This is a genomic window from Levilactobacillus namurensis (assembly GCF_032197885.1).
Lineage (GTDB): Bacteria > Bacillota > Bacilli > Lactobacillales > Lactobacillaceae > Levilactobacillus > Levilactobacillus namurensis_A.
In genome coordinates, this window is sequence record NZ_CP134159.1 from 2,497,601 (window position 1) to 2,523,621 (window position 26,021).

21 protein-coding genes and 1 tRNA gene are annotated in these 26,021 nt (G+C 52.4%); 7 read left to right on the forward strand and 15 right to left on the reverse strand.

Annotated elements, in window-relative coordinates:
- Window positions 1–391: 391 nt before the first annotated feature.
- Complete coding sequence (locus RIN67_RS11870) at window positions 392–1,660, reverse strand: D-alanyl-D-alanine carboxypeptidase family protein (RefSeq protein WP_264999773.1); 1,269 nt, start codon at window positions 1,658–1,660, stop codon at window positions 392–394.
- Window positions 1,661–1,888: 228 nt separating this feature from the next.
- Here RIN67_RS11870 and RIN67_RS11875 point away from each other — a divergent pair, with 228 nt between their 5' ends.
- From RIN67_RS11875 to RIN67_RS11885, 3 genes are all read left to right on the forward strand, one after another.
- Complete coding sequence (locus RIN67_RS11875) at window positions 1,889–2,335, forward strand: CopY/TcrY family copper transport repressor (RefSeq protein ID WP_264999772.1); 447 nt, start codon at window positions 1,889–1,891, stop codon at window positions 2,333–2,335.
- A 35-nt stretch (window positions 2,336–2,370) separates the two neighbouring features.
- Entirely contained in the window at window positions 2,371–4,458 is a 2,088-nt protein-coding gene (locus tag RIN67_RS11880) for a heavy metal translocating P-type ATPase (RefSeq protein ID WP_390894539.1), read from the forward strand.
- A 117-nt stretch (window positions 4,459–4,575) separates the two neighbouring features.
- Window positions 4,576–5,091: a methylated-DNA--[protein]-cysteine S-methyltransferase gene (locus RIN67_RS11885; RefSeq protein WP_313825844.1), complete on the forward strand. Its 516-nt coding sequence runs from the start codon at window positions 4,576–4,578 to the stop codon at window positions 5,089–5,091.
- 439 nt (window positions 5,092–5,530) lie between these two features.
- On the opposite strand, the gene RIN67_RS11890 is transcribed toward RIN67_RS11885, so the two are convergent.
- The 5 genes from RIN67_RS11890 to RIN67_RS11910 form a co-directional block, all read right to left on the reverse strand.
- Window positions 5,531–6,955, reverse strand: a complete 1,425-nt coding sequence (locus RIN67_RS11890; RefSeq protein ID WP_264999770.1) for a C69 family dipeptidase — start codon at window positions 6,953–6,955, stop codon at window positions 5,531–5,533.
- Between the two features lie 79 nt (window positions 6,956–7,034).
- Entirely contained in the window at window positions 7,035–7,274 is a 240-nt protein-coding gene (locus RIN67_RS11895; RefSeq protein WP_264999769.1) for a hypothetical protein, read from the reverse strand.
- 15 nt (window positions 7,275–7,289) lie between these two features.
- Entirely contained in the window at window positions 7,290–7,547 is a 258-nt protein-coding gene (locus tag RIN67_RS11900; RefSeq protein ID WP_264999768.1) for a hypothetical protein, read from the reverse strand.
- 89 nt (window positions 7,548–7,636) lie between these two features.
- Window positions 7,637–8,884 carry an MFS transporter gene (locus RIN67_RS11905; protein WP_264999767.1) on the reverse strand — a complete coding sequence of 416 codons (1,248 nt, stop codon included), beginning with the start codon at window positions 8,882–8,884 and terminating at the stop codon, window positions 7,637–7,639.
- Between the two features lie 176 nt (window positions 8,885–9,060).
- Window positions 9,061–11,094: a right-handed parallel beta-helix repeat-containing protein gene (locus RIN67_RS11910; protein WP_264999766.1), complete on the reverse strand. Its 2,034-nt coding sequence runs from the start codon at window positions 11,092–11,094 to the stop codon at window positions 9,061–9,063.
- 178 nt (window positions 11,095–11,272) lie between these two features.
- Between RIN67_RS11910 and RIN67_RS11915 the strand changes: the two genes are divergently transcribed.
- Entirely contained in the window at window positions 11,273–12,466 is a 1,194-nt protein-coding gene (locus tag RIN67_RS11915; protein ID WP_264999765.1) for a helix-turn-helix domain-containing protein, read from the forward strand.
- Between the two features lie 115 nt (window positions 12,467–12,581).
- Here RIN67_RS11915 and RIN67_RS11920 read toward each other — a convergent pair whose 3' ends face one another.
- The 3 genes from RIN67_RS11920 to RIN67_RS11930 form a co-directional block, all read right to left on the reverse strand.
- Window positions 12,582–12,971 carry a type II toxin-antitoxin system PemK/MazF family toxin gene (locus tag RIN67_RS11920; RefSeq protein WP_225426480.1) on the reverse strand — a complete coding sequence of 130 codons (390 nt, stop codon included), beginning with the start codon at window positions 12,969–12,971 and terminating at the stop codon, window positions 12,582–12,584.
- A complete protein-coding gene (mazE, locus tag RIN67_RS11925; RefSeq protein WP_056943602.1) occupies window positions 12,937–13,173 on the reverse strand; it encodes a type II toxin-antitoxin system PemI/MazE family antitoxin in 237 nt (78 codons plus the stop codon). The genes RIN67_RS11920 and mazE overlap by 35 nt, the downstream gene beginning before the upstream one ends.
- A gap of 185 nt (window positions 13,174–13,358) precedes the next feature.
- Window positions 13,359–13,550: a hypothetical protein gene (locus RIN67_RS11930; protein WP_024747386.1), complete on the reverse strand. Its 192-nt coding sequence runs from the start codon at window positions 13,548–13,550 to the stop codon at window positions 13,359–13,361.
- 419 nt (window positions 13,551–13,969) lie between these two features.
- On the opposite strand from RIN67_RS11930, the gene RIN67_RS11935 reads away from it, so the two are divergent.
- Entirely contained in the window at window positions 13,970–15,325 is a 1,356-nt protein-coding gene (locus tag RIN67_RS11935) for a sugar porter family MFS transporter (protein ID WP_264999764.1), read from the forward strand.
- A gap of 139 nt (window positions 15,326–15,464) precedes the next feature.
- On the opposite strand, the gene RIN67_RS11940 is transcribed toward RIN67_RS11935, so the two are convergent.
- Window positions 15,465–15,674: a hypothetical protein gene (locus RIN67_RS11940; protein WP_024747384.1), complete on the reverse strand. Its 210-nt coding sequence runs from the start codon at window positions 15,672–15,674 to the stop codon at window positions 15,465–15,467.
- 388 nt (window positions 15,675–16,062) lie between these two features.
- On the reverse strand, window positions 16,063–18,828 hold the full coding sequence (locus RIN67_RS11945; RefSeq protein ID WP_390894161.1) for an HAD-IC family P-type ATPase: 2,766 nt from the start codon (window positions 18,826–18,828) through the stop codon (window positions 16,063–16,065).
- A 362-nt stretch (window positions 18,829–19,190) separates the two neighbouring features.
- Between RIN67_RS11945 and RIN67_RS11950 the strand changes: the two genes are divergently transcribed.
- Both RIN67_RS11950 and RIN67_RS11955 read left to right on the forward strand, forming a co-directional pair.
- A complete protein-coding gene (locus RIN67_RS11950) occupies window positions 19,191–20,399 on the forward strand; it encodes an MFS transporter (RefSeq protein WP_313825843.1) in 1,209 nt (402 codons plus the stop codon).
- An 87-nt stretch (window positions 20,400–20,486) separates the two neighbouring features.
- Window positions 20,487–20,570, forward strand: a tRNA-Leu gene (locus tag RIN67_RS11955).
- Window positions 20,571–20,642: 72 nt separating this feature from the next.
- Here the strand turns inward: RIN67_RS11955 and RIN67_RS11960 are convergent.
- The 4 genes from RIN67_RS11960 to RIN67_RS11975 form a co-directional block, all read right to left on the reverse strand.
- Window positions 20,643–21,902 (reverse strand): ATP-binding protein, encoded by a 1,260-nt coding sequence (locus tag RIN67_RS11960; RefSeq protein ID WP_264999762.1) that lies wholly within the window; start codon window positions 21,900–21,902, stop codon window positions 20,643–20,645.
- Between the two features lie 259 nt (window positions 21,903–22,161).
- The gene (locus RIN67_RS11965) at window positions 22,162–23,061 is read right to left on the reverse strand and encodes an ROK family protein (protein WP_264999761.1); all 900 of its coding nucleotides are present in this window, start codon (window positions 23,059–23,061) and stop codon (window positions 22,162–22,164) included.
- 13 nt (window positions 23,062–23,074) lie between these two features.
- Window positions 23,075–24,418 carry an APC family permease gene (locus tag RIN67_RS11970; protein ID WP_056943606.1) on the reverse strand — a complete coding sequence of 448 codons (1,344 nt, stop codon included), beginning with the start codon at window positions 24,416–24,418 and terminating at the stop codon, window positions 23,075–23,077.
- 532 nt (window positions 24,419–24,950) lie between these two features.
- Window positions 24,951–25,799 (reverse strand): aldo/keto reductase, encoded by an 849-nt coding sequence (locus RIN67_RS11975; protein ID WP_024747380.1) that lies wholly within the window; start codon window positions 25,797–25,799, stop codon window positions 24,951–24,953.
- Between the last annotated feature and the right edge of the window lie 222 nt (window positions 25,800–26,021).

The window sequence follows — 26,021 nt, forward strand, 5'->3', positions numbered from 1 at the left end:
GGATTATTGGTGACCGTTCAACTAAGACTAATCCTGCTGAAACCAAAAAATCGCTCGGGGCCCTTTAACGGGGTTCCGAGCGATAACGCTTCTTACCATAAATACGTCTTAATTTTTCGATTCGACGACGGCCGAACTCCAGCTTAAACCAATGTCAGTTTAGATACCCCCTGCCGGAACGTTGCAACCAATCCAATCGTCAGCCGTGAGGGCAATCAGACAGGGCTCAGCCGTGAAATTTTCCTTGGTGAGCATTTTTAGCTCACTTAGGAAAAGGCCAAGCTTGGAGACCTGAACTTGGGGCTCCAAGTTGTGCCCACGGCGTCCCAGCCCTGTCTGGCCGCCCGATAAGGCGCTGACCAGCACAGTGGTTAAGGGTTTAAAGTTTAGTTTACCGTAACGCAAAGACCGCCGTCTGGAGCGTCAACCGTTGAATGGCTGGGGCGACCTTGGTCGGGCGGCTGAAGGTCTGGTGACTGCTGAACAGGGTGACCGGCGTCTGGGTGCGGTAAGCGACCTCCTGCGTCACGCCCGTCTGGGGGTCCCGGACCGTTAACGTGGCGACCTGGTCGTTAGCCTGGATCCGTCCCGCCTGCAAGGCCGCTGGCGTCAATGTTGGCTTGAAGGACGTGGTGATCTGACCACCGTCCTGCCCCTGCGTGGTCCACGACCCTACCTGGGAAGTGTCCGGAACTGCCTGGACCGTGGTGCCGTTAGCCAGCTTGACTGAACGGTTGGTCAGGTGCACGGACTGGAGCTGATACTGCTTCTTAACCTGCTTGACCAGCTTGTTCATGGCGGTAAACGTGGTGTTGCCACCCAGAATCGTGGCAATCATCCGCTCACCGTCGACCGTGAAGGTGGCGGTGAAGCACAGGTTAGCGTTTTCCGTGTAACCGGTCTTCAGACCGTCGATGTGGGTGTCCTTATCGTAATTGGCTTGCCCCTTCAGACTACCGTTTTCGTTGAAGATCTGGGTACCGTTGACCCGCGCCTGGGTCTGACTGGAGATCTTGGTGATCTGCGGGTCCGCCTGGAGAAGGTGCTGGGCCACAATCGAGATGGCCTTAGCCGAGACCAAGTTCTCTTCCTTGGCCCCCGTCCCCGGCAAACGGTAGTTGTACTTGTCCAAATCGGAATTATCTAGTCCCGACGAACTGATGAAGTGGGCGTTGATGCCCCAGGCCTGGCTCTGCTGGTTCATCAGCTGGATAAAGGCTGCGTTGCTCCCGGCAACGTAGTCCCCTAACGCCGACGCCGCACTGTTCGACGAGGCGACCATCGCGGCTTCGACCAGTTGGCGGACCGTAAACTTGTCGCTTGATTTCATCCGCAGTGAGGAGAAGACCGAGTTATGACTCAGACGAATCAGGTCACTATCGATGGGAACCTGATCATCCCAATTGATTTTACCGTCATTAATGGCTTGGACCGTTAAGTAGACGGTTAAGAGTTTGGTTAATGAGGCGATGGGATACCGGCGGTTCGCGTTCTGTTGGTACAGGACCTGACCGCTCTGGGCGTCCATCACGTAAGCAGCCCGTGCGGGGACTTTCGAGATTTTTGAGCTGGCCGCTTGTGCGGTGGTGGCGGGAAGAATTCCGGTGACCACCAAGAGTCCGACACTTAGCCGCACCAACCAGCGTTTTAAACTTTTCACAAGTAGCGTCTTCCTTTCAATATAAAAATGACCATCCTTCATTATACGAAGTGTAACAAGAAAAGCTGAGAAATCCGCTAATCTTGCCAAAAATTTAACCGATTATCAAATTAATTGTAAAAACCGTCATCTAATTTCAAAAATGGTCAAAGGCCTTTTCTTGACACTTTTGGATTACAGATGTAAACTCTAAATAATCAAACCGAACGTAAAGGAGCTGAGTCCCCAATGGCAACTACTGAACTAACTGCGACGATTTCCGACGCCGAATGGCGGGTCATGCGGATCGTCTGGACCTTAAAACAAACGGATAGCCGTACCATCATTGACCTGCTAGAACAACAACACGATTGGAAGGCCCCGACCATCAAAACCTTGATTGGCCGGTTGGTCAAAAAGGGCGCGCTGACCACCCAAAAACAGGGGCGGCAATTCATCTACACCCCACAGATCAGCGAACAAGCGGCCATGGACGCCGCACTGATGAACGAATTGAACCAGATGTGTGCGATGCACCGGGGAACTGCCCTGGTGCACACCATCGACCAGCTGGAACTCAGCCGCGCCGATGTTCAAGAACTAATCACGCATTTACAAGCCAAGCTTGCCACCGCACCGGAACAAGTCGACTGCGACTGCCTACCGGACGGGTGTGAAGGGAGTTGTGCCAATTGAATGATAAGCAACCAATGAACCAAGATAATCTGGGGATGCACGCTGACCACAGCCAACACCTCAGTCACGATATGGACCACATGGCGACCAATCAGATGCCCATGGACCACATGGACATGCACGGCGACATGGGAGATATGGACATGGGCGGCGGGCACATGATGCACATGGGGAACCTCAAGCGTAAGTTCTGGGTCTCCCTGATCCTGACGATTCCCATCGTCCTCTTGTCGCCAATGATGGGCATGCGCTTGCCGTTCCAGTTGACGTTTCCCGGCAGTGACTGGGTCGTCGCGCTAATCGGCACACTGCTCTTCTTCTACGGCGGAGCCCCCTTCTTCAGCGGGGCCAAGGCGGAGATTGCCCAGAAGAAGCCGGCCATGATGACCTTGATCACCATGGGGGTCGGCGTCGCCTACATCTACAGCCTCTATGCCGTAATCGCCAATAACCTCTTCCAGGTGACCCCGGTCGTGACCGACTTCTTCTGGGAACTGGCCACGTTGATCGACATCATGTTGTTGGGGCACTGGATCGAAATGAATACGGTCATGAACGCCGGTTCGGCTGTTGATTCGCTAGGTAAACTTCTTCCCCAAACGGCCCACGTTCTGGGGACGGACGGGCAAGTCACTGACATTAATTTAGCTGACCTACAAGTCGGCCAAGTGGTGGCTGTCCGGGCCGGCGAACAGGTCCCGGCCGACGCACAGATTCTGACCGGACACTCCGATATCAACGAGTCCCTGGTCACCGGAGAATCGCGGGCCGTGGCCAAAACCGTGGGCGATGCCGTGATCGGCGGGTCGGTCAACGGAACCGGGACCTTTACCGCCAAGGTCACGGGGACCGGCGACTCCGGCTACTTGGCTCAGGTCATGGACCTGATTCAAAACGCCAAGCAGTCCAAGTCGAAGTCCGAGAACCTCGCGAACCGGGTCGCAGGATACCTCTTCTACGCCGCGCTGTTCGTGGGTATCCTGGCCTTCATCATCTGGGTCACGCTGACTAGTCTTCCCGTGGCCTTACCCGTGGCGGTCGCCGTCTTCGTGATTGCCTGCCCGCACGCTTTAGGCCTGGCCGTTCCCCTGGTCGTCGCGCGGAGTACCGCCCTCGCCGCACAAAACGGTTTGCTGATTCGGAACCGAGATGCCATGGAACAGGTCAACCACCTGAAGTTTGCTTTAATGGATAAGACCGGGACCCTGACGCAAGGCCACTTCACGGTCAACCACTTGGTCAGCTTAGACCACCAGTACGATGACCAAGCCATCCTCCAACTGATGGCTAACCTGGAGAGCGGGTCCAGCCATCCCCTAGCCACCGGTATCCTGACCGCCGCTAAGGCCGCCGGGGTGACCGTCACGGCGGCGGAGAATCCGCACCAGGTGACGGGGATGGGCCAGTTTGGGACCATCGCCGGCACCGAGTACGGCTTAGTCGCCGTCAACTACCTGGACCAACACCACTTGGCTTACGACCACGACCAGTTCGCGGCCTACGCCAGTGAGGGCAACTCCATCAGTTTCTTAGTCGCCAACCAGCAAGTCTTGGGCCTAGTCGCCCAGGGTGACCAGATCAAGCCCGCCGCCAAGCAATTGGTCACGGCACTGAAACGCCAGGGCATCACGCCGGTCATGTTGACCGGGGACAACCAGGAGACGGCCGAAAAGGTCGCCCACGCAGTCGGCATCACCGACGTCCAGGCCCGCCTATTGCCCGAAGATAAGGAACGCTTGGTCCAGCACTACCAGGCTAAGGGTAAGGTCCTCTTCATCGGGGACGGGGTCAACGATGCGCCTAGTCTGGCGCGTGCGGATATCGGCATGGCGATTGGCTCCGGGACGGATGTCGCGTTGGAATCCGCTGACATCATCCTGGTCGCCAGCGACCCCGCCGACGTGATCCAGTTCTTAGACCTCGCCCGGGCCACGAACCGCAAGATGACCCAGAACCTCTGGTGGGGGGCCGGATACAACTTGATTGCCATCCCCTTAGCCGCCGGGGTGTTAGCTCCAATTGGGTTCATCTTGGATCCCATGGTTGGTGCCGTGGTGATGTCCCTGAGTACCATCATCGTGGCGATCAACGCCATGACTTTGCGGGTCAAGCGACCCGCCTAACGCACAGCACTCCCCCTAAAACTGGTAAAAACCGCGTTCAGCACCTTTGAACGCGGTTTTTGCTGGTGGACGTGGTATGCTGAACCCAGAAACATTTTACGCAAGGAGGCGTCACCAATGTTTTACCACACCATCTATCCGTCCCCGCTGGGCGACCTGACTCTGTTAGCCGACAATCAGGCCCTATACGGTCTTTGGTTCAGTGACCAGCAGCATTACGGGGCCAACTACGACCTTGAGCGTTCTAAAGGCCAGGTCACGCCCCTGCTGACCCGGGTCACGACCTGGCTCGACGCTTACTTCGCCGGCCGCCAACCGGATCCAGCCACCCTGCCCCTCCAGCCCGAAGTCACCGCATTTCGCCAACAGGTGCTCAGTGTGATCCGCCAGGTGCCGTACGGGCAGACCATCACCTACCAGGAAATCGCCACGCGGATGGGTCGGCCCACCGCGTCCCGGGCCGTAGGCGGTGCCGTGGGGCACAACCCCATCTCCATCATCATCCCCTGTCACCGGGTGATGGGCAGCGACGGGTCCTTGACCGGGTACGCCGGCGGAATCGACCGTAAGATTGCCCTCTTGACGCTGGAAGGTTGCGACCTCGCCGCGTTGCGCGCGGGCCAGGCCCACTAAAAAAGGACGATCAACTAAGATCGTCCGTCAGTGACCAATGGGTGGTCACTCCTGCCAAGGGTATGTTGAGTATACCACAACTCCCCCGATGAACCGCCCTTTGCGTGACCTGAAAAAGGCCCCCGCACACAGCGGAGGCCCCATTCAACGTCGATTAAAGGTTTTCAGCGTGATGGTAGTCGTCGAACAATTCCCCTTGTTCCGTTGAACCGATTGAGGTAACGGCCACTTAGCCGTATCTCTACCAGCCAGTGTAAGGGACCCCGCGACATAAGGGGTAACGCACCGTTCGGTTACGCTTTTCAATAAATTAAAATTCCACACGGCTTAACGCCTAAAACGTCGGTCCCCCACAAAGTTACGGGAGACCGACGTTTTTTAATGGTTAGCGTACTGACTAGCGGCCGTTCGAACACAACGGCCGTGATTTAAACCGGACTTACAGGTTCTGACCCTTTTCCCAACTGGTCAAGGAGAGGTTCAGCCCATGCTTGACCAGTTCGTCGAAGAGCGCGTGCGTCCGCCGGGAGACTTCACCGGCCGTCTCCGCGTTGCTCTGCGTTAAGAAGGCCGCAACGTCCTTGGCAGAACCCACGGCTTGATCCGTGGCTTCGACCCGGCTCCGGGCATAGGATTGGGCGGCGTCGCGGTAAGCGTTGATGGCGTCGACGTACTGGTGGAAGTGTGGTTCGATGATCACGGACAAGGTCTTCTCTAACCAGTACACGTTATCGGTCGAGACCGTGGTCGTGGTGTTCTGGTAATCCTCCGGCGTGTCGTTGATGTTGGTAAAGAACGGCACGTACGGGCTGTAAGCGAAGAAGCCCATGGCGACCCATTGAATCGCGGCGTGATCGGCGTCGACGTCGTTGCGAATCTGTAGGATGGACGAGCATTGGTTGCGGTCCATCGCGATCGGCCGGTACTTCCGTTGTTCCGCGGCCGTGCCCGAGGCGAAGGTGCCGAAAGGATCATACTTGGTCCCGTTGTAGTGGGACGACAAGAAGAACTGCACGTCTTCGATGGCGATCTTCTTGGCGGGCTGGCGGGTAAACGGCATGTCCTGGCTGGTCGGCTCTTGGTCGATCTCAGGATTGAACAGCTTTTGCCCGTACCAGGTCCGCGGCGTGTTGTAGTAAGCATCCGCTTCACTGTGGGTCCCGAAGATCTCCCGGAAGTTAAAGTGACCGGGTTCGGGGTTCAGGTGGTGCTGGTCCACAAAGTCTACCAGGTCACTGGCAACTAAGAAGTTGGCGGTATCCTGCACGTTGACTTCCTGCATCAGCGTCTGGTTCGGCGCGATGGCGTAGCAGTCGTCCGGCAACCGCATGGCGGCCCAATGATGCCCCCCGGCGGTCTCTAGGTACCAGATTTCGTTTTTATCGTTAAAGGCGATACTGTTGCTTTCACCGGTCCCGTACTTCTCCAGTAAGGCACCCAAGCGTTGGGCCCCTTCCTTGGCGGTCTTGATGTACGGCAAGACCAGCGTGACCATGGCCTCTTCGTTGATGCCATCATCGACTAACGGGTCGTAGCCCAAGACCCGGGCGTTGGTCGCCGTAGTCTCGGTCGCACTCATGCCGACGTTAAACTCATTGATGCCGGCTTCTTCGTACTGGCCATCACTCTGGTCAGCCTGTGGCGTCCCGGTGTAGCGGTAGGCGTGGGCTGGCAGCGGCACTGTCACGTCCGTGGTGATCGATGTAAATGATGCGTTCGGTTGGTCCTGCGCTGCGTGGACCACGAACTTAATTGGATTGACTGGACCGTAACCGTCCTCGTTACGGGCAACAATCGTGGAACCGTCCATACTGGCGGCTTTACCGACTAGAATCTCGGTACAATCGGAACTCTGTATCTTCAATTGTTCCGCCCCCTTTGCTTAATAGTATAGGAGTAACCGGGAGGCAACGCTAGCCGATAATGAGAAAATGATGAAAAAGTTATTTGTAATGCAAATCACCGCGCCGGTGATGCCGCCAGGTCTCCACTAATAAGCAGACGCTCCAGACGACGTCGTAACCAATCGTCACGGCGAAGATCACGCCCAGCCAAACGACGGGGTGAACCCACCAGGCAATCAAAATCAGGAACTCAATAATTCCCACCCCGTTCTTATACCGGTCCGACCAGCGAATGAATGGGCTGTAATTGGTGAAATCAATTTGTGTTTTGGCGTGCATATCTTGTAAACTCCCCTACTTCGATGATTTAAAGCTGCGTGAAGCTCGCCACTGCCGTTGGTACTCGCGCCGGGCGATGACGTAAGTGGCCACCGCCCAAGCCCCCGTGATAATCAGGCTCCCCGCCGTCACCCACTCGAGCCAGGGCCACTGAACCCAAAACAACGCGATGACGCCGACAACCAAGACCCATCGTGCCCAGTGGGCCACCCCATCTAAGACGTGCCACCACCGTGGTAGTTTTTGACAATCAATTTTGTCCGTAAAAAGCATGACGTCCCCTCCTCATTTTTAGGATACACCTTGTTTCTGGAAACGCCAAAAAGCGCCGATTGCCAGGCAACCGACGCCATGAATTCGGGCTAGTGCACTTTCTTAATCATCAAAATCAAACCGGCCCCCACTAAGCACATGACACCGGCCATTGGAAACATCATCCGGTAACCCACTGCTCCGATAACTGCCGAAGCACAGATTGGACCGAAGACCTGACCTAAGGAGTTGGCCAGGTTCACGATTCCCAAGTCCTTTGCCGAGTTATGCGGGTTGGGCAGAACCGTCACGTTTAAGGCTTGGTCCACCGAATTGTACATCCCCATGGCAGCCCCACTTAAACCAGCGTACACGAACATGGTCCAAGGTGCTGGATCGATGGCAGGAATCGCCACACCAATCCCCATGGCAACGGTCGAGAGTGCAACCAGCAACTTCAAACTGTGGAATTTGTCGGCCATGGGACCCCCAATAATCCCAAACGACACCCCAGTAATTAAGAGAATAATCGACATAATAGATAGATTATGAGTTGCGTTGGCCGCGGATAGTTTCATGTAATCGGTGAAGATATAGAGCTGATACCCCGTAATAATGAACTGGGCGGAAACGAAGAGTAACTTGCCAAAGACCGCAAAATAGAAGTCCCGCACATCGCCATGAATGGGGAACGAGAAGGCTTCAACCAATTCCGAGCCGTGTAATTTAGGAACCTTTTCCCCCTTATTACTGCCATCACCGACTAAGAAGAGACCAATCAACGTAAAGATCACTTCAAAAACCATGAAAATGTAAATCCCGCTATTAACGTTGGTAATGTATCGCGAAGCAATCATGGTCCCGACCGGCGTCCCGATGTTCATCCCCACACCATAAAAGGCGGAAATGGACCCCCGGTACTTCTTCGGCGCTTTATCGGCAATAAACGCCACTAACGGTGCCACCATCATGTTCAACGCAACTTGAAACAGAGACCAGTTAAGAATAATTCCCGTAATCGTGGTTACCTTGGTTAAGAAATAAAAACAGATCAGGGTACTAATCATCCCGGCAAAAATCCACGGGTTCCGTTTCCCCCACCGACTCACGGTCCGGTCTGAGAGTGCCCCTTCAATAATATTCGCAATTGTCGCCACAATCATGGCAATTGTCGCCAGTAACGCAACAATCTGTACCTTTTGAGTCGGTGCAATTTGTTGAATCTTGGCGGGCAGTAACGTCGAATTGACCCCCAAGTAAGGAATCAGCCAACCTAACAGCCCAAATAAAATCCCAAAGCCTAACCGATAGGGAAACTTCCCTTTCTGGGTCTCCGGCGCCTTCACTGTATTGTCCATTTAGAGTTCCTCCAAACTGTTGTCCAACAATTCGTCAGCTATTTATGGTTAATTTTTGATAGAAAAAGATTCTTACTAGAAGTTTTTTAAGTCTCCCTCTCTAGCAAGAATCTTTTTGGTCACAACGAACTAGCTATTATAAAATTATGTTTTGTAAGTTGGTCGCTAATGCTAGATTAGTGGTTCCAGAGAACCGCTTTAGCCGCTTCCTCAGTCGCAAATGGTCCAGGAATCGTCGCAGTTCCCCGATGGTTGCCGAAGTAGTCTTGGTTAAAGATGATGTCGGAACCATCTGGTGCTTCATAACGTTGTTCTGGTTCGAAAGCTTCCCCTAATGTATCCGTAGTGATGATACCTTCCGCGTAGTCGCCAATCAGGTCAAAGAGGTTGGTCTTAATGGTGGTCTGATCACCATCTTCAACTAACTCAAAGTCCACTTTATCCTTAGTGTTGACCAGGTTGTCAGTTTCCTTCTTCCAAGCTTTGGCCCCGTTGAAGTACATGTTGCCGGCCGCCCAGATTGGTAAATGTCCAAAGTGCGCACTCATCAGCTCGTTCATGTCGTTTTCCTTCGCGTAGGTCCCGTCAAGCCGGGCAAACGGTGCGTACCACTCGTCGTAAGTTGGGTAATCGTCAAAGCCATTAGTCCCGACTTGTTCGGTGTCGTCCGCTTCCCGGTCAACCAAGGTCTCCTGATCCTTAGGTTCCACTGGCCAGTTCTGAACAAAGATGTTGTTGTAGAAGCGGTCATCCCCGTGCAGGATGGTCATGAACCCAGCCACTTCGGTCCGGTGTTGGATGTGGTATGGCGTGAACCGTGGTTCAGTCTTCCCTTCGCCAGGGTAATCCGTGTTGGTCCCAATGGAAGTGATGGACCCCAGCATTAAGTTGTGAACACAGGCAACCCCTTCCGTCGCTAACCGCAGGGAGGCCTTGGACAGCATCAAGTTATTATCGATCAAAGTTGGCCCATGGCTAACTTCCACGAAGATGTCTTGACTTTGCATGGCCCCCACGATTCGAACGGCCGTTCCATCAGGCGCATAGTTATGGTCTAAGAGGTTCTGGGTAATCCGCGTCCCTTGTGCTTCCCAGTCCGTCCAGATTCCCATGGTGCAATCGTTGATGTGGTTCCGCCGAATGATCACGTCAATGGCCGCGTGCATCTTAATTCCGGCAATTTCGGCACCGGCTAATTCCTGCATATTGTTAATGTCGTGGATGTGGTTGTCTTCAATTAAACTGAAGACGCCCCCCTGGCGGCCAACGATACCGTTCTGTTCACAATGGTGGATGTTACACCGCCGCACAATATGGTGCCCGATGTTTTCCTTTAACCAGCCATGGTATTGGCCCCGGCAGACCGCATCCCGTTCCATTTGGGTCGGGCTCTTCACGTGTTTATAGGTGAAGTACTGGTCATTGACGGGATCTTTGTACTTCCCTAACGAGATGCCGGAACACCGGCTATGGGCGATGTCACAGTCTTCAATAATCCAATTCTTGGACCAGTGAGGGCCAATCATCCCATCTTGATATGAAGCTGGTGGTGCCCAAGTCGTGGCTGCCTTGTTGATCTTAAAGCCACTAACCGTGATGTTACTGATACCGGTCTCCTGGGGCATGAAGACTTCTCGCCGAACGTTGATTTCCACGTTTTCGTGGTTCGGGTTCTTCCCCTGGAAGTTGGCATAAATGACGGTCTCGTCCTTGTCTTCATCTTGTTCGGTATACCACTTATAGACCGAGTTCTTCCGCTCCCAAGAACGCCCGTAGACCTTGGCCTCCAGACATTCCTGTAAGGAATTGGTTTCGTAGAATTGACGGTCGTTCATGTAGACCGCACCCGTGTGCTTATCAACGGGGCCAAAGTACCAGTCCCCCATCACGTAGGTGGTGTACGGATTCCACGCGCCAAACACACCGTTATTGATCCGGGCGACCCAGACATTATCCTGGTAAGGTTGCCAGCTCTTGACCGCTTCGGCCCCGGTAATCGTTGCCTTCAAGGGCTCGACACTCCGGTATGTAATTCTGGCATCGTCAGTTCCAGCATGGATCGGGTTGACGTATTCACGGTAAGTACCGGGGAAGACCAGAACTTCGTCGCCCGGCTGAGCAAGCTTAGCGGCCGTATTAATCTGTTTGTACGGTGCTTCTTTGGTCCCGTTACCGTCGCGAACAACGTTAGCATCAACATAGATTTTCACGTCTAATCACTCCTAATAATGATGACAACTTACTTGAAAAACCACTCATAACCCTCATGCGATTTGTCACATGAGTTATTTTATAAGCGCTTACATTCTGTAGTATACTGGCCATATCCGAATAAGATTTGAATAAACCGACATTTTTTGGCCATAATTTACAAAACGAGGTGCTCCAATGACGCTAGAACAGCTCTATATCAGCTCCTTAAACCTCCCCGCTGCCCAAGTGAAAATAAGTTCAAGCGGCAACATTGTTCAATTCAAAACGGGCAAGATTCTGACCCACAAGTATCTCCAACTCCTCAAGCACGTTGCCCATCACGACGGATTCACCATCTTCCGCCACACCCAGACGCTCTATACCTTTTGCTTCATTAAAGACCACATTGCCTACCTGATAGGTCCCGAAATCGTCAATGATCTGCCCCACCAGCATCAATTCGACGCCACTTACCAAATCGTCTACCTAGCTAAGCGCCTGAATACCACCGTGATGGGCAAGGACCAGTGCTACAAACAAGTCCTATTCTTCTCACAGCTCCTTGGAATGCCCGTCACCACGGCCCAAACCGACGCAGCCTTTGCGCACGCGACCCCCTCGGACCAGCTCAACGACCTCATCACCACCGTTAACTTCAAGGAAAAAGGGGTGCACATCAGCTACGTTTACGAAAAGGCCTTAAAGTCCGCCGTTCTGGCCGGTGATACGGCCGTCATTCACACGGCCTTCACCGGACTGGTCGAGTCGGGACGAATCGGCATTTTATCCGATAAGAGTAAAATCCGGGGACTGAAGAACTGGGGCATCATCTGCGTATCCGTCACGATTCGGGCCGCCATCAACGCGGGCCTCGACTACGACCAAGCCTACTCGTTAAACGACCAGTACGTCCGCGCTATCGAGCAACTCGCCTCCTTTACCGAAATCATGCAAACCATCGAGGAGATCTTAGTGGACATGGCGAACCGGGTGAACCACCTGCGCAACGTCCACCTCTCCACCAACGTGCGGGCCATCTACCAGGCCATCATGGATTCCCCGGAAACGACCACGACCATCACCCAGTTCGGTAACCAGTTGGGGCGCTCCCCGCGTTACCTGTCCCAGCAGTTCAAGCAAGAGATTGGCGTCAGCATTCCCAAGTTCAAGCGATTGGCGAAGGTCAATCAGGCCATTCAGCTGATTAATGCGACGAATTTCTCAATGGCCCGCATCGCCGAAATCCTCAACTTCTCAGATCAAGCGCACTTTACCCGCGACTTCAAGGCTTTAGTGGGGGTCGACCCTTCCACGGTACGCAAGAACCCCCATACCGCAGAGAAGTGGAACCTTTACGACTACACCAAGATCAACGTTGGGGGACGCTGATTATCCCAAGGGTAGCCTGCATCTAAAATTGGACACGAAAAAAGCCGCCGTCAATGAGCTATCGTTGACGGCGGCCTTACTATCAATGACTGACAAATAAGCCTTGCTTAGATGTCTACATCATTTCAAAAATATCTTTGATTGCATTAGCGGCTTGATACCGTGTAGCCCGGCTAACGCTTTCGACAATTTCACCATTTCGAGCAACATAGTCATATCCTAGTAGACCGCTTAAAATGGCATATCCATGTATCTTATTACCATTTATTTTTAATGCCATCGGAAAGCCGTTAGGGACAGCAGAGGTTATTGGGAACCCAGCAATCATTTTTGTACGTTCATTATAAACGCCCGAGCTCATCACCAAAAAAGGACGTCGAATATTTTTCTGAACCACGCTATGTCCACCATACTCATGACCTGCATGAGGTTCCGCATCTATCCACACAATATCTCCTTGAACCGGCATCTTACCAGACATTTTCTTTACCAATAGACTGACCATGATCGCCAATCCCCATCTCATCCATCGCTGCCTTAACATCATACGACGGATCCTTCTTAAATAAATTTTGATGAACTGGAATAAAAGAGATGATGCCATTTTCATCCATTACTGGTGTATATTCCGCATTTTCCGGAATCTCAAAACTTGATGGAATGGTTACCATTAAAGAGTTTCCTTGCTTTCTAGTTTTAACCTTCATCACTAATTCTCCTCCCACGTTTTGATGTAATTATATATGTAATTACGTCGCTGTTCAAGGATTTAATCCTCTCAAAAACTATCAATTCTAACCATGAAACTAAAAGAAAGTTCCGCCAAACAACACGAAAAAAGCCGCCGTCAATGAGCTATCGTTGACGGCGGCTTTACTATCCTCAATAACGCTTACTTCCCGGCACCGGAGAGCAACATGAAGACAATCGTTGCGGCCAGTGAAGCGAACGTGCACAGCCCGTAGTGGCGCTTGTGCTTAACTTTACTTTTATCTAAGCGCGCGTAATCAAACGCCCACAGGAAGATGAACACCAGTAGGGCCAGATCCGCGATCCCTGATAAGACGTACCAGGCAGTTTGCATATTAAAGCCTACTTTCTAAACGGAACCAAATTAGGTTATTCGGATAAATTTTCTAAACGACTAATGATAAATCAGACCTCTTTTAGTTTAACGCCAATGATACCGTTTACACAACCCCTAATTTTCATCAAAAAATTTTTGGCCACACTTTTTGCCCAATTTAAACCGTTTTACAGTCCATCCCACCCTTAGCTGGAGTGTTGCCATTCAGGCATTTATACCTAGTCTAACCCACAAGCATTAATGGGTAACCTAAATATAGTATCAACTAACTTTTTATTTCATAAATGTTTTTGATGTTGATTTATACGGACAATAGACCTATACTGTCATTTGTAAGCGATTACCAAAACCGCTTACATGCTATTTTTCAGAGTTACATAGGGTTTGCACTTAATTTTTTCTAAGGAGTGTTTAAGTTGAAGAAAGTCTCAAACGGTTTTATCTATACGTTTGGCGCTTTGGGTGGTTTACTCTTCGGGTACGATATCGCTTCCGTTTCTGGAGCGATCCTGTTTATCCAAAAGCAACTACACTTAGGACCATGGCAACAAGGTTGGGTCGTTAGTTCCGTCTTAATCGGGGCGATTATCGGGGCCTTAGCCACTAGTAAATTCTTGGATAAATATGGTCGGCGGAAATTGCTGATCTGGGCTTCTGTCATCTTCTTCGTCGGGGCCATTACCTCCGGGTTCGCACCAGACTTCTGGGTTCTGCTGATTACCCGGGTTATCCTCGGGATTGGGGTCGGCATTACTTCCGCTCTGATTCCAGCCTACCTGCATGAATTGGCACCTAAGAGCATGCACGGGGCCGTAGCCACCATGTTCCAATTGATGGTTATGATCGGGATTCTGTTAGCCTACATCCTGAACTACACCTTCGCTCACATGTACACCGGTTGGCGTTGGATGTTAGGATTCGCCGCCTTACCAGCTGCAATCCTGTTCTTCGGGGCCCTCTTCTTACCAGAATCTCCACGGTTCTTGGTTAAGATTGGCAAGCTCCAAGATGCCCGCGACGTTCTGATGAACACCAACAAAGGGAACACCGAAGCCGTTGACAAGGCCTTGAACGAAATCAAGGAAACTGCGCAACAGAAGACCGGTGGATGGAAAGAACTGTTTGGTAAGGGTGTTCGTCCAGCCTTAATCACTGGACTGGGTGCCGCTATCTTCCAACAAGTTATCGGTTCCAACAGTGTTATCTTCTACGCACCAACCATCTTTACGGATGTCGGCTGGGGAGTTATCGCCGCGCTGTTAGCCCACATCGGGATCGGGGTCGTTAACGTCTTGGTCACGGTCGTTGCCATGTTCTTGATGGACAAGGTCGACCGGAAGAAGATGCTGATCTTCGGTGCCTCCGGAATGGGGATTTCCCTCTTAGTCATGTACGCTATCCTGAAGTTCGATAACGGGTCACAAGCCGCTGCCATGGTCAGTGCGATTGCATTGACCGTCTACATCGCGTTCTACGCATGTACTTGGGCCCCCGTTACCTGGGTTCTGATTGGTGAAGTCTTCCCATTGAACATTCGTGGGTTAGGAACTTCCCTGTGCTCCGCAACGAACTGGTTAGCCGACATGGTCGTTTCACTGACCTTCCCAATGATGCTCAGCTCATGGGGCTTGGACAACTCCTTCCTCTTCTACGCTGTCATCTGTGCCATTTCCGTTGTCGTGGTTCACAAGAAGTTCTTGGAAACTCGTGGGAAGTCTCTGGAAGAGATCGAACTCGACTTACACAAGCAAGCTGGTGTCACCACGCACTAATGTCAGTTCACTGACAGTTAATCATTGATTAGTTAAAGGCCGCTACCTCATCGTAGCGGCCTTTTTGTGGCAAAAAGGGTCCGGCAACCTACGCTGCCGGACCCTTGATCACTGCCTCATTTAAATGGTGAGCCTTACCTTAAGCGCCCCAGACGTTCCCCATTGACCGTTCACCGTTGGCATCTTGGTAAACCGTCACCTGCAGGTTCTTTTGGGGATTACGGAAAAGGTAGACATCTTTCTCCGCCGAAGTAGCAAATAACTCCCACTTGCTAGCGTCACGCCCCATCTTAGTCAGTTCCCGGGCGGTCCAAGTTTTAATGTCTTCTGTTGCGTTAGTTTTGATCAAAGTAACATCCTTTCAGGGTCCGTGTTCAATCTTAGTTAGCACGTGATAGATTCGTTATTGTACAAATAATTTGTACACAATATAATTACCACTCTTAGTATACACGCTTAAGCAATCAATTCAACTAACTTGGGAGTTTGTCACACAATTGTCAATAAATTCCGTAATTTTTGGTCAATCATGGCGAATAACTTGCTGACAATCCTAATGAAAGCGGCTAATTTTCGAAACCAATTTGTTCGTTCAATTTACTAACTCGGTACGCTAGCCCATCATTGTGACTACCACACCTTGGTAAAAACGCTAAAAAACCGATAACCACCGCACATAATGCGCAATGGTTATCGGCTTTTACGTTTAACTCAGATTAGAAGACAACGAACGCAGGTTATTCTCCTGCATCCGTTGCGGTACTGCGTTGTTCCTTCCGTTGCACGGCTTGCCGCCAACGGTGCCGCAGTGCCTTGGCAATTTCGGTAATCACCAACACCACGATCCCCGCAAGGATCGGAATCCCCCACCCGTAAGTGAAGTTGGCACTGGTGGTGTGGAAGACGCTTTGCATGGGTGCCCAGTAGATGATCATGGCCTGCAAGAGCAGTAAGACGCCCACAATCAAGAAGCTCATCTTGTTACGGAAGAAGTACTTCGACAGCACGGGGTGGTCGTTCTGCAGGTTGAAGAGGTAGAAGACCTTCCCGAAGATGATGACTTGTAAAGTCATGGTACTGCCGATCACGGTAGCCAGTCCTTGGCCCGTCAACAGGTCGTAGGCGAACATCCCTAAGCCAGAAATCAGCAGGGACACGTAAACCACTTCGAAGACGTCATACTTGGACAAGATCCCCTTCGCCACGTCCCGCGGTCCCCGGCGCATGATGCCCGGTTCGGTAGGTTCGAAGATGAACGCGAATTGAATCGTCAGGGCCGAGACCATGTTGATCCACAACAGCTGGGTCGGGAACAATGGTAACGACTGGCTCATCAAGATACTCATCACCACGATCAACCCTTCGGCGAAACTGGTAGGGAGCAGGAAGCGAATCGTCTTGCGAATGTTGTCGAAGACGTGCCGGCCTTCCCGGACCGCCCCTAAGATCGAGGTGAAGTCGTCGTCCGCCAAGACCATGTCGGCAGAATCCTTGGCCACGTCGGTCCCCCGGATTCCCATGGCGACCCCAATGTCAGCTTGCTTTAAGGCCGGTGCATCGTTCACACCATCCCCGGTCATCGACACGATATGGCCCCGCTTCTGCTGAGCTCGAACGATTCGGAGCTTATCAGCAGGCGTGGTCCGCGCGAAGACCGTGTAGCGGTCAATCTGTTCAACCAGCTGGTCGTCACTTAATTGGTTCAATTCGGGACCCGTAATGGCCCGCGCTTGTTCGGCCAGATTCAGCTGTTCCGCAATCGCGGCCGCCGTTTCGGGGTCATCCCCGGTGATTATCTTAACCTTGATTCCCGCGTACCGTAACTGCTTGACGGCATCGGCGACTCCGGGACGCGGTGGGTCAATAATCCCCGCCATCCCGGCCAGGTGGAAGTTCTTCCCAACCGGCAAGTCGTCCACTTCATCCGCATCCGCGGCAACCGGCTGGTACCCTAAGGCCACCACCCGTTTTCCTTGACGCGTCAGTTGCGACAACCGGTCCTGCCAAGCTGCCGCATCGACCGTCTCGCCATTTTCCTGCATCAACCGAATCAGGGTCTGAGGCGCCCCCTTGACCAGCAACCACCGTTGGTCGCGGAAATCAACCAGACGAGCGGAGTAGCGAATCGCCGAATCAAACGGCAACGAATCGATTTCGGCCGGGTCCGGATCCGCGTGCAGCATCTTATGGTACAACGCCGTCAACGCCCCGTCGGTGGGTTCTCCCGTCAAAACCCACTGACCGTCTTCCTGGTGGAATTCGGCGTCAGAGGTCTGGCCGGCAATCTGAACCAACCAATCTAGATCGGAGCTGGCTTGCCAATCAACTGTCTGTTCCTGTTCATCGACAATCTGGCCCGCCGCATCGTAGCCCACGCCGGTCACGGTGTAGGTGTGGTGCGGCGTCAAGATATCCGTCACGGTCATTTCGTTCTTGGTCAGGGTCCCGGTCTTATCGGTGTTCACGATATCCACCGCACCCAGCGTTTCCACGGCCGGCAACGTCTTGACAATCACGTTTTGCTTAGTCAGCTGTTGGGTCCCCATCGCCAAGACCACCGAGGTACTGGCAGGCAACCCTTCCGGCATCGACCCCACGACCATGGTGATCACGGCGATCAGTAACGTTGGGAGGCTATAGACGTGGGTGATCATCCCTAACCCAAACAGGAGGAAGGCCACGACTAGAATGGCCAATGACAGGCCTAAGCCCAGGCTATTCAGGTTCTTCATCAACGGCGTCGGCTGAGCCTTCACCTTGGCCACGTGCTGTTGGATACTCCCGATTTCGGTCTGGGTCCCGGTCACCGTCACAATTCCCCGGCCTGACCCATTGGTCACGGCCGTGGAGGCGAAGGCTTGGTTCTGCCGTTCCGCTAAGGGTAAGTCCTGGGCGGCAATCGGCTCTTCAATCTTCTCGACCGAATCGGTTTCCCCGGTCAGGGCGGATTCTTGAATTTTCAAGTTATCCGCGTCAATCAATCGCAAGTCGGCGGGTACGGTATCCCCGGCCTCCAACTGGACGATATCACCCGGAACCAGTTCCCGGGACGGCAACGAGATCTTTTGGCCATCGCGGAACACCACGGCTTCGGACACCAACAACGCCTTGATTTTAGCCAAGGCATTATCCGCCGAACGTTCCTGGAAGAACCCAATGAACGCGTTGGCGATGATGACCAACCCGATAACGATCGAGTCGGAGTAGTGGTGCATGAAGAACGTCATGATGGCCGCGGCGGCCAAGATGTAGATGATACTGTTATTGAATTGCTTTAAGAACCGTAACAGGTTCGACTGGGGCTTAGCCGTCAGCTCGTTGGGACCGTATTGCTTCAGCCGTTGCTGGGCTTCCTGGTCACTTAACCCCTCATCGGGATCGGTGTGGTAGGCCGCCTGCAAGTGCTGCGCATCGAGTTGCCACAAGGGTTGCTGACTCGGCTCCGAATCGGGAGCCTCGGTTGGTTCTGGGGTAGGTTGGTGCATATCTGGCTTCTCTGCCATAGATTAAGGTCATCCTTTCTGGGTTCTAAAAATTAACGGTCTGGTACGCGAAACGTCTGATAGCCGAAGTACAAGACGGCCACCCCCTTTGCCTAGTTTGATTACTTTACATTCTATCAGGTTACCCCACCATTTGCTGAAATTGACCATTAAAGTCTAAAAGAATTCACAATTTCAACTCATTTTCCATCAGTTTGTTCGCCAAACAGACGGTTTGCCCGCCTAAACGCACCTTAAGGTTCCTAGAGCACTTTAAAGTGCCGTCTTCTTTTTGGTCAGCGCAGCTCGTATACTCTTGAGTATTCACTTAACCGGCGGGACCAAAATACCGGCCCACCGCTCATTCAAAGGAGGGTTTACCCATGCCATCACGCACTATCTCATCAAACTGGATTTTACTATCACTGGCCATCAGCGCCTTTGCCATCGGATCCACCGAATTCATTAGCGTCGGACTCTTGCCCTTATTGACGCGTAGCTTCGGCATCTCACTGTCTCAAGGCGGCATGACCGTCTCCCTCTACGCCGCCGGCATCACGGTCGGCGCTCCCGTCTTAGCCCTATTAACTAACCGCTGGAATCGTAAGCACCTGTTGCTGGCAATCATGGTTACCTTTCTGATTGGCAACCTCCTCGCGGCCACCGCTCCGACGTTCGGGATTCTCCTAGCCGGCCGAATCATCGCGGCTCTGGCACACGGGATCTTCATGGCGATTGCGTCCTTAATTGCCGCGGACGTGGTGGCGCCCCAGAAACGGGCCTCGGCCATCGCCGTGATGTTCACCGGGCTGACCCTGGCGACCGTGACCGGGGTGCCCCTGGGGACCTTTATCGGCGAACACCTAGGCTGGCGGGCCTCGTTCCTCTTTCTGATTCTGCTGGGTCTAGTCGGGTTGATCACTAACGCACTTCTGGTCCCACGCAACCTCCCACTGCCCCGCCCGACCAGCGTCAAAGGAATCTGGCGGATTCTAAAGCAACCGCAGCTCCTCTTGATCCTGATCATCACGGCCTTAGGCTACGGCGCGACGTTCCCGGTCTACACCTACCTTACCCCCATCCTGAACCAACAGATGGGCTGGTCGACCAGTGCCATCGTGGTCATCCTGGTGTTCTACGGGATTGCCGTTGCCATCGGAAACACCCTCGGAGGACGCTTCGCGAACCGGCGGCCCCTGCCCGCCATCATCAAGATGTTCGCGGGCTTAGCGCTGGCCCTCCTGCTGGTCCGTTTGACCATTAACTTGCAGGTCTGGGGACTGCTAGCCGTCGTGGTCATGGGCCTCTTCGCCTTCATGAACGTGCCCGGTCTCCAACTGTATATCGTCCAGTTGGCTGAGACCTACACGCCTAACGAAGTCTCCTTAGCCTCCGCTCTCAACATTTCCGCCTTCAACGTGGGCATCATGTTGGGGTCTGGGTTAGGTGGCCAAGCCGTCGCTCAGGGTCAGCTGACCAACACGCCTTGGTTGGGGGTCGGCATGTTGGTCTTCGGCATCGGCGTTGCGGCAGGCTTACAGCGTTTAGAAAACCGGCAACCGCAACGGGACATCGTCAAAGAGCACCACTAACCATCGTGGGGTCATCCTAAAAAAATTAGGGTGACCCCTTTTCTAATTCGAACAAATAGTGTAAGATAATAGTTATTGTCATGACTTGCCCCGATGGCGGAACTGGCAGACGCGCAGCGTTCAGGTCGCTGTTTGGGTAACCAAGTACAGGTTCGAATCCTGCTCGGGGCATCATGAAAAAGGGCACCACGTGAGTTTAGCTGACGTGGTGCCCTTTTTGCGTTGCTTGGGATCTTTTGTCCCTTAATTTTTACGCTCCGATTTTAGTAAAAGCTCGTCCTTATGCTCACGAACATAGGCTTTAAACATCGGATCAATGAATCGCCACGAATGACGATTATCACTAGTCAATATTCCAAAGTTAGGACTTTTTAATTGCGTAAGTGCCGGACTAATCGAATTTGCTTTCTTTTCATGATCATTTCTTAACTGATTAACGGCCTTTAAAATATCTTGCACAGTCATGGTCATACGATCATCATTAGCCATTGCATATAACACATAGTTTCTAACAGTTGTTTTCGTACTCGTCTTATTCTTCGCCTTTTGAAAGCTCGATTCATAATCCAACTCATTAACTTCAAAGATTTCACGAATCGCGTGGTCAATATATTGTGGCTTAATAACGCGATTATTTGCATCTACAGCAGCATAGCCAGTCTTTTGACCCAAATCATGGACGACCTTTCCAATTCCGCTGGAAATATAGACCGTTCGCTTAACTTGTTCCGCGGTGCTCTTCAAATCCGCTTTTTCCCACCCTAATTGGATAATGCGTTGACTTTCTTCTTGATTCAAGTAAGGAACTGCAATAGTTGCTAAGCGACTTTTGAGTGACTGCACATCAGCCCATAGCTGTTCGGCCGTCGTCGCAATCCCTACAAAAACGATCTTAGCATATGAGTCTTCGTAATTAACGGCATCATCAGACATATTTTTTGCAATTTCAGCTAACCGAATTCTCAACTCTTCAGCAGTATCCGTTAAATTCTCCATATCGTCAACAACCAACACTGTATTCCGCTTAAACAGGGCTTCTTCCAAAATGGCAAAATCATCGGATCCCGTGTAACGCTCAACAATCCTTTGCTGCGACCGTTGATTTTCACCGTCTGCTCCTACCGAAAACCAGTGAAAAAGTTTAAAATTTCCGCCAACCTTAGAATGACTCTCATCAGTATCTACCAGTTGAACCTGACGCGTTAACCCCAACTTAAACGCAATATCTGCCAGGAAGCTTTCAATTGTTGTTTTATTCGTCATGGTAACTCGTATATAGGTTGTTCCGTACCGCGACTTTAGTCGTTCCAAATTATCCAGTACCATACTCGTTTTTCCCGCGCCAGTGGGACCAAAGACTAACACTTGACGACCTTGCTGCGCAAATTCACGGAAAATCGTTCTGTCTAATGTTCCACGCTCAACGTAATTTTTAGTGGCCGGCTTACTAGGTGTAAACCACTTTGCTAGTTCGCTTTCTGCTTGGTCCTTATCCCACGCCATCAGAATCACTCCTCGTTTTAGTCAATTATAGCATGTCTAGGCGAGCAGATAGGCGAGGAATCTTTGTAGCCTTCAAATTAAAAATATAATATTCAAAAAACGGTTCCCAACAAAAACCATTGAGAACCGCTGGTGATATCTATGACTTTTAGTGAATCGTTCACCATGATCACGTACTCGAAATACTGGCTAATTCCGTTAGCCGACTCAGGGACCCTTAGCTCAACTCGCTTTTAAAATAACCGAATCGCACGCCGCCCTACTGAAGCGTCCGTAACGCCAACAGCGCAATCCCGTTCAACGACGCGTTCTGCCGGTATAACGCCGGTTTTAAGACCGGCGGAAAGGGAACGCTCTGGGCTAGCTTAGCGGTCAGCGCCGGCGCAATCTGGTGGTAAGCCGCCTGCATGCCCCCACCCACGGCCACCACGGCGGGATCCCAAGCAATGCAGAGATTGCTGAGGTTGACCGCCCAGGTCGTCAGGAGGTGATCTTTAAATTGCTGCAACGCCGGCGACAAGGTCGGGGCCTGCCACAGGTCCTTCGCCGTGTAAGGGTGACCGACTAGCGCCGTCAGCTGTTGCCCAATGCCCTGACCACCCGTGGCCTCTTCCAGCGGTGCGTGGCCGGTCGCAAACCCGGCCGAGCTCTGGGCGTCCAATAGCCAGTAGCCCACTTCACCAGCCGCCCCGTGACTGCCCCGCACCACCTGATCCCCCAGGGTCAATCCGGTCGCGATGCCGGTTCCCAAATTCAGGTAGAGTCCCGCCGAGGTCCCCTTTAAGGCCCCGTTGAGCAGTTCGGCATAGGTCGCCGACTTCACGTCGTTTTCAATCAAGACGGGTACCGCGGGGAAGACCGTCTGTAGGCTCGCCCGCAGGTTCACCTGGTCCCACCCCTGGATGGTCGGGACCAGCTTCAAGTGGTCCCCGTCGACCACGCCGATGGTACTGACCCCGATGGCGGCGAATGTCAACTGCGCCCGCGCTTGCAGGGCCTGACTGGCCGCCAAGAGTTGGGCCACAATCTGTTCGCCGGCCAAGCCCGCGATGATGAACTTATCCTGTGCGCGCCACTCGCCAGTCGCACTGATGGCCGCCAAGGCGATCTTGGTGCCCCCAATGTCGATGGCTAACACGCCCGTTGCTGTCTGTGTCATGTTTGCCGCCCTCCTATGCACGCTTCTTAAAGGGCCAGTCGTTCTTGACCACGAATGACCGTCCCAAGAAGACCAGAATCCCCACGACCGTCCACACGACAGCTAAGCTGATCGCCGACTTGCCGGAAGAGAAGAACACGAAGCCCCACCCGATAAACGCAATCAAGCTTGGCACCGGGTACAGCCATTCCTTATAGGGCCGCTGCAACGTTGGCCGCTTCTTCCGTAAGACGGACAGCGCGATGATCTGCATCATGAACTGAACCACGATCTGGACCGCCATCAGCGCGTTGATCACCGTGGTCAGGTCGAAGAAGCAGCAGACCACCATAATGGCGCCAATCACCAGCAGGGAATAGTTCGGAAACTTCATCTTAGGGTGCAGGTGGGCGAATTGCTTAAAGAACACGCCATCCTTGGCGGCATTGTACGGAATCCGCGAAGCACCTAACAACCCAGTGTAAACTGAGGCGAAGCAGGTCCAAATAATCAATAGCGTAATGATGGTCCCACCCCACGGGCCCCAAGCCTTGGTCATGAATAGCGACCCAATGTTCGAACTCTTAGCGGCGGTCTGCCACGGAACGTAGCCGATAATGCCGATGTTCATCAAGAGGTCGATCAACGCCACGAAGAGAATCGACAAGGTAATCGACCGGGGAATCGTCTTCCCCGGCTGGGTCAGCTCGTCGCCCATGTAGGCGGAGGTATAGTAGCCCAGATAATCGTAGATTGACAGTAACATTCCGGCACCTAGGCCCAAGAAGAACTTGTTGGGTGTAAAGGCCCCTTTAGGAAAATCAAACGCCAAATGCGGGTCAAAGTGCAACAGCCCGGTGGCCACGATCAGAACCACCGTTAAAATCATCCCGATCCACAGGACCAAGGAGATCTTGGCGACACTGGTGACTTGCCGGTAGAGTAAGGCCACAGCTAACAGGGTCACCGCAACCGCAATCAACTTGGTCTGCAGCCCCGTCATCCCCGGGAAGAAGAACTTGGCATAGTTCGCCAAGCCAATCGCCCCGCTGGACAGCGTCAACGGTGTGGCCAAAAGGACGGACCAGATGAATAAAAACGGCATCAGGTTTCCCGTGCGGTCGTGGAAGGCCGCCTTCAAATAGTTATAGGTGCCCCCTTCACCGGGCAACGAGCTACCCAACTCACTCCAAATCTGACCATCCAACAAAGCTAAAGCTGCCCCGGCAATCCAGCCAAACATGGCTTGGGGCCCACCCATGACCGTCAACACCAACGGAATCGTGATGAACGGTCCGGCCCCCATCATCTGCGACATATTAATGGTAATGGCCTGAAACGTCCCAATCTTACGTTCTAATTCTCCCTGTTCTCTCATAGCTACTCCTTCTAAGGCGCCGAATCCGTGTGCCGCACGAATCCAATCACCATTGTGACGACTTTTCGCCAGTTTAGCGCTTTCCCTAGCCGCTAACGGAGAATCAGTCCCGTTTCAGGTCTGGTTAGCCCACTTAACTGACGTTATGGTCACCCTTTTTTATGAATATAATCATAGTTTGATTAGGGACTAATGTAAATAGAAAATTAATAGTTTTCACAAATTTATAGGTTTAGGAAAGCGCAATTGGTATAGTCCTATAGAAAAGACTGGTCTAGCTGTTTAAATGACTGGCTAGTCTGTACCAAATAAAATTGGTTTAATCCTCTTAACTAAATTGGCTTATCTTGAAATCACAACAATACCATTCTCATGTTCAGCATACTAGCCTCACCAGGCGCGCCACTGAAAAGGTCTGAATTATGCACATGTTTTCAATAAATATGCATCTAAGCCCACTAAAAAACCTCCCGGCTAGTTCACCGGAAGGTCCCTTTAATCTGTTTAATTTTCACTTAGCCGAACTAAACGATTAGCCTTGCGTTGCGTTGTGGAAATGGTTCGCAGCTGTATCGGCCATCCCGTTCAACTTGGCCATGTCAGCGGCGGTAATCGAGAAGTCCAACTGAGCGTTGGCTTCAATGTGGTCCTGACTGGTTGCCTTCGGTAAGGGCAATACGCCATTTTCCAAGCAGAAGCGGAGGGCCAACTGTGCCGCGGAAACGTGGTACTTGGCCGCCATTTCCTTCACAGCCGGGTTGTTCAACATGTCACCCGTTGCCAACGGCGAGTAAGCTTCGACCAATAAGTTGTGGTCGGTCGCAAACTTCACGATCTTAGGTTCCGTGTAGCCCACGTAGTATTGAATCTGGTCGACCATCGGGGCCACTTCGGCGTGGGACAAGATATTCTGCAAATCATGGACGTTGAAGTTAGAGACGCCAATCGCCTTGGCTTTCCCCGTCGCGTAAATCTCTTCCATCGCGCGCCAAACATCGAGGTTCGCCGCGTCACAGTCCTTCCCGATTTCATTCCATGGCCACGGCGCATGAATCAAGTACAGGTCCACGTAATCGATATCCAGATTCTTCATCGTAGTCTGGAAGTCGGCCAACGCCCCCTTATACGACTTGGTTTCAGCAGGCAACTTGGTGGTGACGAAGATGTCGCTCCGGTCGATACCGGAGTCCCGAATCGCCTTCCCCACACTCGACTCGTTCGCGTAAGCCTTGGCCGTGTCAATGTGCCGGTAGCCCGTCTTTAAGGCGTTAGCGACAGCGTCATAGGCGGTCTGCCCACCTGGGATCTGCCAAGTCCCGAAGCCCACTTGGGGAATGGCGGTGCCATTTGCTAATTCAAAGGTATCCGTTAAAACTGCCATATCAAAAAACCTCCATTCAGATGACTATGGGGCCAGTATAGTCCCTTAAGGTCACTCGAAGGCAAGTATTTTGTGAAGGTTTCCACCAGAATCAGGGCCATCAAGTGATCTGTGATCCTGCTGGCATAAATTTGTAATATTACAAATCGCGTGGAAGCCCCAAAACTACCGGTTTCTCTGTTATGATAATTCTGTCGTAAAGATTGCTTAACACAAACAGAC